Source organism: Hymenobacter amundsenii (assembly GCF_002204745.1).
Classification (GTDB): Bacteria; Bacteroidota; Bacteroidia; order Cytophagales; family Hymenobacteraceae; genus Hymenobacter; species Hymenobacter amundsenii.
On the sequence record NZ_NIRR01000024.1, the window covers coordinates 23,824 to 36,463 of the forward strand.

Sequence of the window (12,640 nt, forward strand, 5' to 3'; positions counted from 1 at the left end):
GTGGTAGTTGGAAAGCTTAATCAGTCGTCAGCAGTGCCAGCCGTTATCACGCGAACCAGCAAACCGGCCGAGGCTATTCCGGTTAACCGGGTTTCTTCACACAATCAGCATTCGGCTCCGGTACGGTTGCGGGCCGCGGAAGAAGGCAAATTCAGATCGTGGCAGCTGGTTAATTGGCGGCAGAGCACCGAATAGGATTATGGCTGAAAAGCGGTTCCGAGCGAGCCGCTTTTTTTATACCCGCCGGGTAGCCGTTGCGTTGCGGTCTGGCAGCCGGTAGTAGCACTCAACTAATACGGCTCCAGTTTACGGCCGTAGCGGGCAGGCTCTCGATATGGTGACGAATGGCTTGGTTGGCGGGCAGGGCTAGGTTAGGATCTTCCTGAAGTAGGGCTTGGGCGGCGGCCCGGCTCTCGCTCAGAATACGGCCGTCCTTGGCCAGATCAGCAATTAGTAAATCGAGCACGCCGCTTTGCTGGGTGCCCATCAGGTCGCCGGGGCCGCGCAGCTTCAGGTCGATGTCGGCAATTTCGAAGCCGTTGTTGGTGCGTACCATCGTTTCGATGCGGGTGCGCGAATCCTTGCTGAGCTTATAGCCGCTCATCAGGATGCAGTAGCTCTGGTCGGCCCCGCGGCCCACGCGGCCCCGCAGCTGGTGGAGCTGGGAGAGGCCGAACCGCTCGGTGCTTTCGATAACCATTACCGAGGCGTTGGGCACGTTCACGCCCACCTCAATGACGGTGGTAGCCACCATAATCTGGGTTTGGTTTTGCACGAAGCGCTGCATTTCGGCATCCTTCTCGCCGGCCGTCATGCGGCCGTGCACAATGCTGATCTGGAACTCGGGAAAAGCGCGGGCAATGCTCTCGTAGCCATCCATCAGGTCCTTATAGTCAGCCATAGCCTCACTCTCCTCAATGAGCGGGTACACGATGTAGACCTGCCGGCCCAGCTTAATCTGGTCGCGCAGAAACTGGAACACTTTCAGGCGGTTTGAGTCGAAGCGGTGGACCGTGACGATAGGCTTACGGCCGGCCGGCAGCTCGTCAATCACCGATACGTCGAGGTCGCCGTAAAGTGTCATGGCCAGCGTGCGCGGGATGGGCGTGGCCGTCATCACGAGCACGTGGGGTATCACGTGAGGGTTTTTCTGCCAGAGCTTGGAGCGCTGGGCCACCCCGAAGCGGTGCTGCTCATCCATGATGGTAAGGCCCAGGTTCTTGAACTGTACCACGTCTTCGAGCAGGGCGTGGGTGCCCGTGAGAATGTGCATTTCGCCCGAGCGCAGCTGCTCGTGCAGCACCCGGCGGGCGGCCGGGCGGGTGGAGCCCGTCAGCAGCCCGATTTTCAGGCCCAGCAAGTCGGCAAACTCTTTGAGACCGGAGTAGTGCTGGTTAGCCAGGATTTCGGTGGGTGCCATCAGGCAACTCTGGGCGCCGTTGTCGGCGGCCATCAGCATGGCAATAAAGGCCACGATGGTTTTGCCCGAGCCCACGTCGCCCTGGAGCAGCCGGTTCATCTGCTGGCCGGCGCAGAAATCCTTGTAGATGTCGTGGATAACACGTTTCTGAGCCCCGGTGAGGTCGAAGGGCAGCACGTTTTTGTAGAAGTGCACCAGCGTGGGTACCTCCTTGAAAATCTGGCCCGCCAGCGTCACTTTGCGCTGGTCGCGCTGGCGCAGTAGCTTGAGCTGAATATAAAACAGCTCCTCAAACTTAAGTCGGAACCGGGCCGTCTGGAGCAGGTCGGGCGTTTGGGGAAAGTGAATCTGCTGGAGCGCCGTAGCCTTGTCCATCAGCGCATACTGCTCAATCAGGGCCGGCGAGAGAGTCTCCTGCACGTAGGGCAACGCCAGCTTGAGCAGGTCGGCCACCATGCGGGCAATGGCTTTGCTATCGACGCGGTGGTAGTTCTTGAGCTTCTCGGAGGTATTGTAAACGGGCTGCAGGAAGCTCTGGCCGGGCTTCTGCTCGGTAACTTCCTCCATTTCGGGGTGGGCCATCTGGGGGCGGCCATTGAACATCGTGGGCTTGCCAAACACGATGTACTCCTGGTGGTTCTTGATGATTTTCTCCAGGTAGTTCACCCCCTTGAACCAGACCAACTCCAGCTCCCCGCTCTCGTCAGCCACCTTGGCCACCATGCGCTTCTTGTGGCCCTCACCAATCACTTCACGCCCCCGCAGCATACCCTTCACCTGCACGTAGGGCAGATCATCGTGCAAATCCACGACGTTGTAGAACTGAGTGCGGTCGAGGTAGCGGAAAGGGTAGCGCTGGATCAGGTCGCCGTAGGTGAACAGGCCCAATTCTTTTTGTAGCAGCTGGGCCCGTTGCAGGCCCACGCCCCGCAGGTGCTCTATTTTGGTCTGAAAAAAACTCATTATCGGAGCTGTTAGCTGATAGCTATTAGCTGCTAGCTTTTTAGGGTTGGGTAAGGTGTTTGATTTCAGACGGAAAGCTAATAGCTATCAGCCATTAGCTAACAGCTCACTTAGTGTAGCGCAGCGTATTCAGCAAATGCACCATGTCCTGCTTCACGTACTCGATAACCGGGGCCAGCGAGTCGTTGGCTGTGGCGATGCGGAAGTACAGAGCCCCGCGTAGGAAGTGGCGGGTGCTGTCGGTGGTATAGAACTGGAACTGGCTGGGCACTTCACCCTGCAACTCAAATACCGACACCCCCATGCCATTGGGCGTTTTCAGCGTCCGCTCATCAATGGCGGAAGCCTTGATTTCGTGCTTGTTGGTGAGCTTGCGGGCATCTTCGAGCAACCGATTATAGCTCTTGGGGTTGGCCCGCAAGTCGGCGTAGGTGAGCTGCACGCTGGCTTTTAACTGGGGATAATATACGTTGATCCAGTGCGGCTGGGCCAGGTATGACGAATCGCGCAGGATTTTGGCCGCCCGCGAATACTCGAACGTGTAGGGGTGGACCGGAGCAAGCTGCTGGTAGGCGTGGGGCGGCAGATCGATACGGTTATAGCCCTTGGGCTTGGGTGTATAATCGGGCTCCGAGGTGCAGCCAGCCACCGCCAGCAGGCTGGCCAAAGCCACGCACCAAGCACCAGAAAATCGGGAAACGGCCATGCGGAAAGCGGGACGAGTGAACAGTAAAGGTAACTAGGAAAAGCCGCCTAACGTGCCAATTGGGCCTAACCATACAGACCGGCACGCAAAAAGCCCCGGCAGAGCCGGGGCTACAGAGTCCAAACCTACTGAAACCGCCCCGCCGCTAAAACGGCAGTTGGTCGAGCTCCGGCTCCTGGCGGAAAGTAACGGGCTCCTCTGCCGAAGACCCGGCGGCGGCCGGCTGGGCCGTTGCGCCGCCGGGCCGTGAGCCGAGCAATGAGATTTCCTCGGCCACGATTTCGGTAACGTAGCGGGTCTGGTTGTCCTTGTCTTGGTACTGGCGGGTTCGGATACGGCCCTCCACGTACACCTGCTGGCCCTTGCGTAAATATTTCTCGGCTAGTTCGGCCAACCCGCGCCAAGCTGCAATGTGGTGCCACTCGGTTCGCTCGATGCGGGTACCCTGCTTGTCTTTATAGTACTCGTTGGTGGCTAAGGTAAAGTTGGCTACTGAGTTGCCGCCTTCCAAGTGGCGTACTTCAGGATCTTTACCCAAATGCCCGATCAGAATAACTTTGTTAACGCTGGCCATGTGATTCGTGATAAGTAAGTGAGAAGATATTGTGGGTGAAAATCAACAGAATAAAGATAACGATTAGAATTCAAATTGCCAAAGAAATTGGCTGTTTAAATTCGATTATTGCTAATGTAGTTAGTGATTAGGATTGACTTCGGCAACTGCTCCACTTCTGCACTCTGGTAAGGGGCTAAACCCGTAGCCAGCGCGGTAGCCGGCAGCGGCTCGGCCAACCATACGGTATGGAATTGGGCTTCTACTTTCTGGTGGCTCAGCACATGGCGTGCCGCCACCAACGGCTCCTCGGCGCGGTCGGTGGCTATCCGTCCGCCCAGGCTTTCCACTGCCTCTAGCAGTTCGGTAGCCGGCAGATGGGCCGTTTCGGTTTCGCGTAGGGCAAAATCGTAGAGGCCTTCCCAAATGTCTTTGGGGCCGCGTTTGCGCAGGTATACGGTATCGGCATGGCGGAGCACGAGGTAGTGAAAGTAGCGGGTGCGGGCAGCTTTGGCCTTACTTTTTACGGGTAGTTCGGCCACCATGCCGTGCTGAAAGGCGAAGCACTGAGCCTGGAACGGACAGAACAGGCAGTCGGGCCGGGCCGGGGTGCATTGCAGGGCCCCAAACTCCATAATGGCTTGGTTGAACTCGGCGGGTTGGTCATCCGGAATCAACTGATCGGCTAGCAGCTGGAATACTTTGCGGCTGGCAGGGGCCGCAATATCCTGAGTCAGGCCAAATATGCGGGCCAGCACCCGGTACACGTTGCCGTCGAGCACGGCCACCCGCTCGTCGTAGGCGAATGAGGCGATGGCGGCGGCCGTGTACTGGCCCACGCCTTTAAGTTTGAGTAGCTCGGCATAGGAGCCGGGGAAGCGGCCGCTGTACTCGGCCACTACCTGCTGGGCAGTATAGTGCATGTTGCGGGCCCGCGAGTAATAGCCCAAGCCCTGCCAGTGGCGCAATACCTCGTCGGCGGGGGCCGCAGCCAGGTCCTGCACGGTGGGGTAAGTAGCGACGAAGTTCTGGTAATAAGGCAGGCCCTGCTGCACGCGGGTTTGCTGCAGAATTACTTCCGACAGCCAGATGGCGTAGGGGTCGCGGGTGTGGCGCCAGGGTAGGTCGCGGCGGTGGCGCGGGTACCAGGCTAGCAGGGTTGAAGCGAACCAGGAATAGGAATCCGGCGTTGGAGAAGGAGCGGGGTCAGAAGTCAAGTTTTTGAGCAATAATAAGTTGGACGCAAGTGGGGCGGAAACGCGGATTGCATGAAAACGGTTTGTATTACCAAAAAAGGGGGCTACCTTTGTGCCCCTCAAAACGTAGGCAAACTCTTACCGGGCAAGTGCTTACGTTTTGAGGGGGCACCCGGTGCCGACCTACCTATTTTTCACTCCCCAGTACACCTACCAGCGTGACTAAAGCAGAAGTAATTGCCGAAATTGCCGACAAAACCGGCATTGAGAAAGCCGACGTATCGGCTACCGTAGAAGCCTTCTTCAAAGTTGTAAAAGACTCGATGGCCGACGGTAACAACATTTACGTGCGCGGCTTCGGCTCGTTTGTTAACAAGAAACGCGCTAAGAAAGTAGCCCGTAACATCTCCAAAAACACGTCGATCATCATCGACGAGCACTTCATCCCGAGCTTCAAGCCATCGAAGACGTTCATCGGGAAAATCAAAAACAGCAAAAAAATCAAGGAAATGGCCGCCTAAGCGACATTCGTTGTACTATTGCCGGCCGTGCCGCCGGGAACTCCAATCTGGAACCCCTGGCGGCCGGTCTTTTTTCTGTCTTGTCCCCGCCGATGGCCGTTGCTTCCTCTTCTAAACATCAACTGATAATGCTGGCGCTGGCGCTGGCGTTGGTAGCCGGGTTATTTCTGTTGCCGAAGGTGATTGTGAAGCCGAAGGAGGGCAAGGGTACTCTGGCCCAGGACGCGGCTCGCACGGCTAACCGCGACCAAGGGGCCGCCGCTCCTAACGTGGGTGAGCTCGACGAGCATGGCCACGCGGCCGGTAGCCACGAAGGTCCGACTGCCGAACAGCCCCACATGACGATGCCCCCGGCCCAGCGCCGGGAAATCAGTGTGTTGGTGGCCAAGTATGCGGCCGAGCCCGAAATGGGGGCTAAGTTGAGTATAGCCCGGCAGTTGGCCGAGAAGTACAAAGCAGTGGAGCGTTTCGATAGCGCCGGCTACTACCTGGAGCAGATTGCCCAAGTGCGCCCCGGCGAGCAAACGTGGAAACGGGCTGCCGACGAGTACTACGAGGCCTTTAGCTTCGCCACTACCGAGGAGCGCCAGAAGCTGCTGGGCGGCAAGAGCCAGGAGTTGTACGAGAAGGTGTTGAAAAACAACCCCGATAACCTCGACGCCAAAACCAACCTCGGCATGGCGTACATGGCCAGCACCAACCCGGTGCAGGGCATTACGCTGCTGCGCGAAGTACTGGTAGCCGACCCTCGCAACGAAAAAGCCCTCTATAACTTGGGCTTGCTGGCTATCCAGAGCAATCAGTACGACAAAGCCGCCGAGCGTTTCCGGGAGTTGACCCAGGTCAATGCCGAAAACGTCAACGCACAGTTCTATCTTGGCGTATCGTTAGCCCAAACGGGCGCGAAACAGGAAGCCCGCAAAGCCTTTCTGAAAGCCAAGAGCATCAGCTCCGATCCGGCCCTGGCCGCTTCAGTTGATGAAGAGCTGAAAAAACTCCAGTAGCTTTAGCCCTTCGTTTTCCGTTGTTTGTTGGTTGTTTTTCGTTTCACCTGATCGAAAAGCGAGTTTCCACCCAACAACAGAAAGTGAAGCGAAAGCAATGGAAACAACCATAATTCAACCACTTAACCCCCAACAGCATGCCTTGCGGTAAAAAAAGAAAGCGTCATAAGATTGCTACCCACAAGCGGAAGAAGCGCCTGCGCAAGAACCGTCATAAGAAGAAGTAAGCCCCGGCGGGGTTTGCCGACGCGGATTTTCGGTTGAAAATCGAGCGTCTATCTCTCACTCAGGTTCTTCCGAGAGTGGCCGGAAATGTGCTTTCCCCGTGGCTTGGAAGGGAAGCCGGTGCCCCTAGGGCGCTGGCTTCCCTTTGCGGGTTTCGGGGCAGTAGGTTTTAACGGGCTATTTCTTGGGGTCGCCTCTCTAACCGCTTAATCCATTGAGTAACGAATTAATCATTAATTCTACTCAGGACGGAGAACGGATTGCCTTGCTACAGGATAAGCGGCTCATCGAATATCATTTCGACCGCAACGACACCGCCTATTCGGTTGGTGACATTTTCCTGGGTACGGTCAAGAAAGTTATGCCCGGTCTGAACGCCGCGTTCATCGATATCGGGTATCAAAAAGACGCTTTTCTGCACTACGGCGACCTAGGGGAAAGTTTCCCCTCGCTCATCAAATGGGGTAAAAGCGTTCAATCGCAGAAAATAACCGTCGGGTCGCTGAAAAACTTCCAGTTTGAAGCGCCCCTCGACAAAGTGGGCAAAATCGACCTCACGCTCAAAAAGGGCCAGCAATTGGTGGTCCAGATTGTGAAGGAGCCGATTTCGACCAAAGGCCCGCGCCTTTCCACCGATATTTCGATGGCTGGCCGGTATTTGGTGCTGGTACCGTTTTCCAACACCATCAGCGTATCCAAAAAGATTGTCAGCCGCACGGAGCGGGACCGGCTCAAACGCCTCATCGCCTCCATCAAGCCCGACAATTTCGGCGTGATTATCCGCACCGTGGCCGAAGGCCGCGAGGTGGCCGAACTCGACCGGGATATGCAGAACATGACGGAGAAGTGGAACATGCTGTTCCAGAATCTGAAGGAGGGCAAGCCCAACGACAAGATTCTGGGCGAGCTGGGCCGCACGTCCTCCATGTTGCGCGACATGCTCAACGAGTCGTTTGATGCCATTACCGTGGACTCGCCGGCCCTGTACGAGGAAATGCGCAGCTATTTGCAACAGATTGCCCCCGACAAGCTCGGGTTGCTAAAACTGCACACCGGTAAGGTGAAAGTGTTTGAGCAGCACGGCATCGAGAAGCAACTCAAGACGCTGTTTGGGAAAGCCGTGACGGCCCCCGGCGGCGGTTACCTGGTTATCGAGCACACGGAGGCCCTGCACGTTATCGACGTGAACTCCGGCAACAAGAGCAACCAGGAAGGCGACCAAGAAGCCACGGCCCTAGCCGTGAACCTCGCGGCCGCCCGGGAAGTAGCCCGCCAGCTCCGGCTGCGCGACATGGGCGGTATTATCGTGGTCGATTTCATCGATATGAAATCGGCCGAGAGCCGCAAGAAGGTGGAGGATGCGGTCCATAGCGTGATGAAACACGACAAAGCCCGCTACACGATCCTGCCCATCACCAAGTTTGGCCTGCTTCAGATTACCCGGCAGCGCGTGCGGCCGGCCGAAGCCATTGTTACCGGCGAGGTGTGCCCCACCTGCGGCGGAACGGGCAAGATTTCGGCTTCCATCCTCGTGACGGACGAAATCGACAACAGCATTGACGACCTACTGGTTGCCCAGAACCAGTCGGGCATTACCCTTTCGGTGCATCCTTTCCTGCACGCTTACTACACCAAAGGGTTAGTAAGCCGCCAGATGAAGTGGTACCTGAAGTATTACAAGTGGGTAAAGGTGATGAAGGACACCAGTCTGGGTCTCACCGAATACCGCATCGAGGACGAGCTAGGCGAGGAAATCGAGCTGCACTCGGCCGCCGCGGCCATGAGCCGGTTGCAGGACCGGGAATTGGAAATAGTTGATTAGCTTAATACATTGACGGATTTTTTCTGCGAAAAAAACTCCTCCTGATAGAAGAAACCCCCGCGCTGCTCAGAGCAACGCGGGGGTTTTTCGTTACGGGTTGATGGGGAAGTAGGAGTGCCGCCTGCATGACGTGCTGACGGCACTCCTTTGGACCAACTTATCCCTAAAACTTAATGCCCACATCGAGCATAAACTCGCTGTTTTTCAACTCCGCATCCTGGATGTTGAGGGTTTGTTCGAAGTAGCGGTCAATGTTGAGCAGGCCGCGGTGGTAACTGACGCCCGCTAGCAGCTTGGTGCTTTGGCCCAACTGGCGCTCGATGCCGCCGCCCAGGCGCAGGTTCACGTCGGGAATGATAACGTGCTTGCTGGCTTTGGTGCGGTTGCCAACTTGGTCGACGTAGTACTTATCGCCGTCGATGCGGGCGCCGATAACGCCGCCCACGGCCCCACCGAGCTGGAAGTAAACTTTGGTATCGGTAGCAACGTCGTTGGTGAAGAGCTTCACCGTGAGAGGCACCTGCAGGTATTGGAGAGCAATTTTCTGCTCGATGCGCTTGCCGGTGGGGTCGTCGAAGTAGTCGATTTTACCGCCCTTGCCTACCAGTTCGAGGCCGGTACCGAAGGCGTAGTTCTGACCGAAAAAGTAGTCGATAACCAGACCGCCGCCAAGACTAAGCTTGGGGCTTTTGTTCTGGAGCTCATCCCCGACCGAAGCAGCCCGCAAGTTGGTGATGGAAGGCGATATTTTAAGGCCGATTTCAACTTGGGCGGCAGCCGTACCGATGGTGGCAGCGCTGCCCAGCAGGGCCAGCAGAGTCTTTTTCATAGCGAGAGAAGTAAAGCAGTGAATCCAACCCTAACGCCGGGCGGCGGACCGTTGGTATTTGGCTAATTTCGCATCAAAGATAGAACCGTGATGCATATTCCTGCCCGTTTGCGTACCCTGCTCGCCGTGTTGCCCGTTGCTTTGGGCCTGTTGGCCTGCTCCAAGCAGGAGCAAAGCTGCGAGATGAGCCCCGAAGTGGCCAAAGTAAAGGCTAGCGTTCAGCTCGTCCACCTCGAAGAGCCCTTCTTCCAGATTCGGACCACTGCCGATGCCGACCGGTTTTTGCGTGAGCACGGGCTGTTTGCGCGGCAGTTTCTGCAAAGCCAGCAGTATCCGCCGGGCGTGCTCAGCGGTACGCTCACCCGCTTAGCCACCAACGCTGGTTTGCAGAAGCTCGGAGCCCAGTCCGACAGCACCTTCCGGGGCCCGGCCCTGCAACAGGACCTGACGCACCTGTTTCAGTATGTGCGCTACCACTTCCCCGATTTCCGGGTGCCACCAGTGCGTACGTTCGTGAGTGGGTTGAGCCAGGATTTGTTCGTCAACGACAGCCTGATGGTGCTGAGCACCGACTATTTCGTGGGGCCGAAAGCCGTATACCGCCCCAACGTGCCGGCCTACATCATGCGCCGCTACACGCCGGCTCACATGCTGCCCAATGTGGCGCTGGCCATCAGCAGCAAGTACAATCAGAAATCGGCCGCCAACCCTACCATGCTCAGCGAAATGGTGCAGTTCGGCAAGGCGCTGTATTTTGCCGAAAAGGTACTGCCCTGCACACCCGACTCACTGCTTATTGGCTACACCGATAAGGAAGTGGCGGGCGTAACGTTCAACGAAGGGAAAATTTGGGCCCATTTCATCGAGAAAAACCTGCTCTATAACACGGCTCCTTTCGTGGTGCAGAAGTATATCGGGGAGCGGCCCAACATTCCGGAAATCGATAAAACGGCTCCTGGTCGGGTCGGGGCCTGGGTGGGCTGGCAGATTGTGCGCAAGTACATGGCCGAAAACCCTAAGGTCACGCTTGCTCAGCTCATGGCCGAAAAGGATGCCCAACGCATCCTCAACGCCTCCCGCTACCATCCGAAAGTGAACCGGGGTAAGCTCAATTAAGAATCAAAGCTGTTTCCAAAGTCCCTGGAATCAATCGGAACGTCATGCTGAGCATGACGTTCTTTTGACTTTCTAAACAGCTCCATTAGGCATGTTCTACTGAGAGCATCGGGTTGAGGTTGGAGGATCGTGAATCAAGAGAACTTGGGGTTGAATTCTTAATTCAAAAACGAATGCACGTTGCCGTTTTCAGCCAGTACCACACCAACCCAGACTGCCCGGCTACCAGCCGGCACTACTCGCTGTTAACCCAACTGGCCGAAACGCACCGCGTTACCCTTATTACCACCCGCACCTGGGAGCCGCAGCGCCTGACCCGGGAGTTTGCCTGGGTACCGCCTGGCGTAGAGCTGCGGGCGGCCGACATTACCTACGAGAACCGCATGGGCGTGGCCCGGCGCGGACTGGCCTTTGGGCAATACGCGGCTTACGCTTTACGAGAAGGGTTACGCATCGATAAGCCCGATGTTATCTGGGGCATCAGTACGCCGCTTACGGCGGCTTGGGCCGCTGCGCAGGTGGCACGGTGGCGGCGGGTACCTTGGATTTTCGAGGTGCAGGATTTGTGGCCCGATTTCCCAATTGCCATGGGCGCCGTGCCCAACCGGCTGGCCCAACGGCTCCTTTACGGGCTCGAAGGCCGCCTTTACCAGCAGGCCCAGGCCGTACTGACCCTTTCGCCCGGCATGACGGAGCACGTGCAAGCCATCGGCCGGGGCCCGCGCTGGCCTTTCGACACCGCCAAAGTGCGTACCTCCCTCAACGGTACCGACCTGGAGCTAGCCGCCCGGGCCACCGACGCGGCCGTGGCGGCACTACGGCAGGCCGAAAACCTGACCGGCCGGCGCGTCATTCTCTACGCCGGTACCTTCGGGCGGGCCAATGCCATTCCGCTACTCCTGGCTGCCGCCCAGGAACTGGCCGTTACCTGTCCCGACGTAGTGTGGGTGTTTATGGGCCACGGCTTTTATGCTCCCGAGTTGGTGGCCGCCGCCCGGCAGCACCCCAACATCCGGGTGGTAGTACCCCAGCCGCGCCACGCGGTATTTAGCTGGTTTCGGCTGGCGGAAGTTTCAGTGGTGTCGTTTCTGGGCCTGCCGGTACTCGATACCAACTCCCCGGCCAAGCTCTACGACAGCCTCGCCGTGGGCACGCCGGTGGTGTTAACCAACCCTGGCTGGACCCGTGAACTGGTAGAGCGCCACGGCTGCGGCTGGTACTCGCCGGCTGATGATGCCCCGGCGCTGGTCCGCCGCTTAGCTGCGTTGTTGGCCCAGCCCGAACAGCTCCGTCAAGCTGGTGAGCGGGGCCGCCAACTGGCGGCCACTCAATTCGACCGCCAACTGATTGGCGCCGAATTGCAACGGGCGCTGGAACGCGCGGCACAGACAGGCTGGTAAGTGTATGTACTAGCTATGACTACTTATATACTATGTTGTGCCGAGACTTGATTATTTTGGGGCTTTACCACTCTTGAGAGTAGTTTTGATGACTTTTTTCGGAGGCACGAGTAGTTCCTTGCTGACTACCTCCGCGTAGTATTTGCACCAGCCAGTGAGTGGGCAGCTCCCGCATTTGGGCTGCCGGGCCACGCAGACGTAGCGGCCGTGCAAAATCAGCCAGTGGTGGGCTTTCGGAATCAGTTCCTCCGGGATTTGGCGCACGAGCGCCTTCTCGACGGCCAGCGGGGTAGTGGCTGTTTTGGGTACCAAGCCCAGCCGGTGCGATACCCGGAACACGTGCGTATCGACGGCCATGGCGGGCTGGTTATGCACCACCGACACGACGACGTTGGCCGTTTTGCGGCCCACGCCTGGCAGGCGCTGCAACTCCTCAATGGTGGCCGGCACCTCACCCCCGAAGTCATCGACCAGCATCCGCCCCAACCCGGCTAGGTGCTTGGCCTTGTTGTTAGGATATGAAACGCTGCGGATAAACGGAAACACCTCCTCGGCCGAGGCAGCGGCTAGGTGCGCCGGGGTGGGGAATTGAGCCAGTAGGGCGGGCGTCACCAGATTAACGCGCTTATCGGTGCATTGGGCACTCAGCACAACGGCCACAATCAGCTCGTAGGGATTGGCGTAGGTTAGCTCGGTTTCCGGCTCCGGAAAGTGAGTGGTGAAGTAATCGATAAACTGACGGTACCGTTCGGTTTGGCGCATGGGGCAACGTTACGAAGAAACCTGAAAACGCGCTTTGCTTTAAAGTTGTGGTCAGATAAAAAAGCTGCGCCGCTGCCCGGGGAGGGGCGGCGGCGCGGCGGCGTTGTAATCGATAGGGCAGAT

At 57.7% G+C, this 12,640-nt stretch carries 11 protein-coding genes; 5 read left to right on the forward strand and 6 right to left on the reverse strand.

Annotation, left to right across the window (positions count from 1 at the left end; translation table 11 throughout):
* Positions 1 to 286: 286 nt before the first annotated feature.
* The 4 genes from recG to mutY all read right to left on the reverse strand — a co-directional run bounded on the left by recG (position 287) and on the right by mutY (position 4,859).
* On the reverse strand, positions 287 to 2,383 hold the full coding sequence (recG, locus tag CDA63_RS13880) for an ATP-dependent DNA helicase RecG (RefSeq protein WP_088465063.1): 2,097 nt from the start codon (positions 2,381 to 2,383) through the stop codon (positions 287 to 289).
* A 106-nt stretch (positions 2,384 to 2,489) separates the two neighbouring features.
* A complete protein-coding gene (gene gldD, locus CDA63_RS13885; RefSeq protein WP_088465064.1) occupies positions 2,490 to 3,089 on the reverse strand; it encodes a gliding motility lipoprotein GldD in 600 nt (199 codons plus the stop codon).
* A gap of 145 nt (positions 3,090 to 3,234) precedes the next feature.
* A complete protein-coding gene (locus CDA63_RS13890; protein WP_088465065.1) occupies positions 3,235 to 3,663 on the reverse strand; it encodes a single-stranded DNA-binding protein in 429 nt (142 codons plus the stop codon).
* Between the two features lie 95 nt (positions 3,664 to 3,758).
* Positions 3,759 to 4,859, reverse strand: a complete 1,101-nt coding sequence (gene mutY, locus CDA63_RS13895; RefSeq protein ID WP_088465095.1) for an A/G-specific adenine glycosylase — start codon at positions 4,857 to 4,859, stop codon at positions 3,759 to 3,761.
* A gap of 197 nt (positions 4,860 to 5,056) precedes the next feature.
* On the opposite strand from mutY, the gene CDA63_RS13900 reads away from it, so the two are divergent.
* The 3 genes from CDA63_RS13900 (at position 5,057) to CDA63_RS13910 (ending at position 8,410) form a co-directional block, all read left to right on the forward strand.
* Entirely contained in the window at positions 5,057 to 5,359 is a 303-nt protein-coding gene (locus CDA63_RS13900) for an HU family DNA-binding protein (RefSeq protein WP_088465066.1), read from the forward strand.
* Between the two features lie 92 nt (positions 5,360 to 5,451).
* A complete protein-coding gene (locus tag CDA63_RS13905) occupies positions 5,452 to 6,363 on the forward strand; it encodes a tetratricopeptide repeat protein (RefSeq protein WP_242434670.1) in 912 nt (303 codons plus the stop codon).
* A gap of 439 nt (positions 6,364 to 6,802) precedes the next feature.
* Positions 6,803 to 8,410: an Rne/Rng family ribonuclease gene (locus CDA63_RS13910; protein ID WP_088465068.1), complete on the forward strand. Its 1,608-nt coding sequence runs from the start codon at positions 6,803 to 6,805 to the stop codon at positions 8,408 to 8,410.
* Between the two features lie 163 nt (positions 8,411 to 8,573).
* On the opposite strand, the gene CDA63_RS13915 is transcribed toward CDA63_RS13910, so the two are convergent.
* On the reverse strand, positions 8,574 to 9,239 hold the full coding sequence (locus CDA63_RS13915; protein ID WP_088465069.1) for an outer membrane beta-barrel protein: 666 nt from the start codon (positions 9,237 to 9,239) through the stop codon (positions 8,574 to 8,576).
* 108 nt (positions 9,240 to 9,347) lie between these two features.
* On the opposite strand from CDA63_RS13915, the gene gldB reads away from it, so the two are divergent.
* Both gldB and CDA63_RS13925 read left to right on the forward strand, forming a co-directional pair.
* The gene (gldB, locus tag CDA63_RS13920) at positions 9,348 to 10,355 is read left to right on the forward strand and encodes a gliding motility lipoprotein GldB (protein ID WP_126546874.1); all 1,008 of its coding nucleotides are present in this window, start codon (positions 9,348 to 9,350) and stop codon (positions 10,353 to 10,355) included.
* 173 nt (positions 10,356 to 10,528) lie between these two features.
* A complete protein-coding gene (locus CDA63_RS13925; RefSeq protein WP_088465071.1) occupies positions 10,529 to 11,755 on the forward strand; it encodes a glycosyltransferase family 4 protein in 1,227 nt (408 codons plus the stop codon).
* 51 nt (positions 11,756 to 11,806) lie between these two features.
* Here the strand turns inward: CDA63_RS13925 and nth are convergent, their stop codons facing one another.
* Positions 11,807 to 12,517 (reverse strand): endonuclease III, encoded by a 711-nt coding sequence (nth, locus tag CDA63_RS13930; protein ID WP_088465072.1) that lies wholly within the window; start codon positions 12,515 to 12,517, stop codon positions 11,807 to 11,809.
* Between the last annotated feature and the right edge of the window lie 123 nt (positions 12,518 to 12,640).